Origin of the sequence: Andreesenia angusta (assembly GCF_001855385.1) — a bacterium.
Lineage (GTDB): Bacteria > Bacillota > Clostridia > Tissierellales > Gottschalkiaceae > Andreesenia > Andreesenia angusta.
The window spans coordinates 1-1673 of the sequence record NZ_MKIE01000030.1; the positions used below are offsets into that span (position 1 = coordinate 1).

2 protein-coding genes are annotated in these 1673 nt (G+C 37.1%); both read right to left on the reverse strand.

Annotation, left to right across the window (positions count from 1 at the left end):
- Positions 1-23 precede the first annotated feature (23 nt).
- Positions 24-902: an IS3 family transposase gene (locus tag EUAN_RS12035; RefSeq protein ID WP_097678085.1), complete on the reverse strand. Its 879-nt coding sequence runs from the start codon at positions 900-902 to the stop codon at positions 24-26.
- Entirely contained in the window at positions 899-1603 is a 705-nt protein-coding gene (locus tag EUAN_RS12040) for a helix-turn-helix domain-containing protein (protein ID WP_071064839.1), read from the reverse strand. Before EUAN_RS12040 ends, EUAN_RS12035 begins: the two co-directional genes overlap by 4 nt.
- Between the last annotated feature and the right edge of the window lie 70 nt (positions 1604-1673).

The following is a 1673-nucleotide window of genomic DNA, read 5'->3' on the forward strand; positions in this document are numbered from 1 at the left end:
TAATTAAATTAAACATCATGGTATTAGGTTAATAGTGCTTGATTTCGATATTCAATCGGAGTCAGGCACTTTAATCTTTTTTGATATCTGCTCTCGTTGTAGAACTTTATGTAACTCCCGATCTTCTCTTTCAAACATTCCATGGTGCTAAAGGATTTTCCATAAAACATTTCCGTCTTCAAGGTACCAAAAAAACCCTCCATAGGACCATTATCTATGCACTTTCCGACTCTGGACATGCTTTGCTGCATATTGGCTTTTTCAATTTTGCTTTTGAAAGCACAGCTTGTGTACTGAAATCCCCTGTCACTATGAAATATAGGTTTTGCAGTCGGATTGTTTGAAACAGCCCTGTCAAACATCTTAAATACCAACTGGTTGTTGTTTTTAAAAGATAGCTCATACTCCACAATGCTGTTATCATATAGGTCCATAATCGGACTTAAATATAGCTTTCTGCTTTCTCCAGATATCGAGAATTCTGTGACATCAGTCAGCCATTTTTCATTAGGTCTTGATGCCGTGAAATTTCTTGCTAGAAAATTCTCTTTGACATAATTGGGCTTTGCACCTTTGCGATTGACTTTCTTTCTCCTAATCCTTGCTGTAATACCCAAATGTGACATCAAACGATGAATATATCCTTGTGAATAGTACGTCTGATTGAGTCTATTGATAAACATCGCCATACGTCGATAGCCCAAAATTCCATCAAATGTAGCATGATACTCTCTGATTATTGAACAAAGTAATTCGTCCTGTTTTTCCTTCTCAGGCTTGGCTCTGTTTTTGTGTTTGTAATACGCACTTCGAGCGATACCAAGCTCTTCACACAGCATAGCAACAGGATAGCCCAATTCTCGATACCAGTCCACCGTAAGATAACTAGCTTCTTGCTTCACTTTCGTGAGCTTAGCTTTTGTTCGAACTCCTCTTTTTTTTTAAGCAATTCAAGTCTAAGCTCAGCACGCTGTCTACGTACCTTCTCTCGCTCAAGCTCTAGCTTCAATTTATCCACTTCACTTAGAGTTTCTTCGTCGACTTCACTTTTCGGCTTTGGTCCCTTTTTCTTGTGTCGGAGTCCTTCGGATCCATTCTTCATATATTTTTTGACCCACTGATAGACAAGTGCATACTTAATGTCGAATTTGTCTGCAGCAAGCTTGTAATTCAAGTCATTTTCGATTACCCAAATGACGATTTCCAAGCGCTCTTCGAATGTTGTTTTTCTCGATTTCATGGTATAAATGTCTCCTTTAGGATCATAATCCTCAATGTCTATGCCATTATACCATTTGCGAACCCATTTTTTTAGTACAGAATAGGCGATATTGTACTTAGCAGACAAGTCTGCCATTGAATATTTGCCTGCTGTATACTCTTCTATTACTGAAATTTTAAAATTTTTGCTATACGAACGATTGTGATTCGATGTTTCAAAGGCGGTTGCCCCATGTTCTTTATATTTTAGGTACCATTGACGAACAACTTCACGATTTGCTCCTATGAGCTTTGCAATGCTTTGGAAGGTTTCTTTACCATTTTGATAATCTTCACATACTTTAATTTTAATCTCTTTGCTATATTTAGGTGTTCTGCTCATAAAAAAATACCTCCAAGTAGATTATCTAATTTTAATTAATTAGACTGTCCACTTTGGAGGTATCATATCA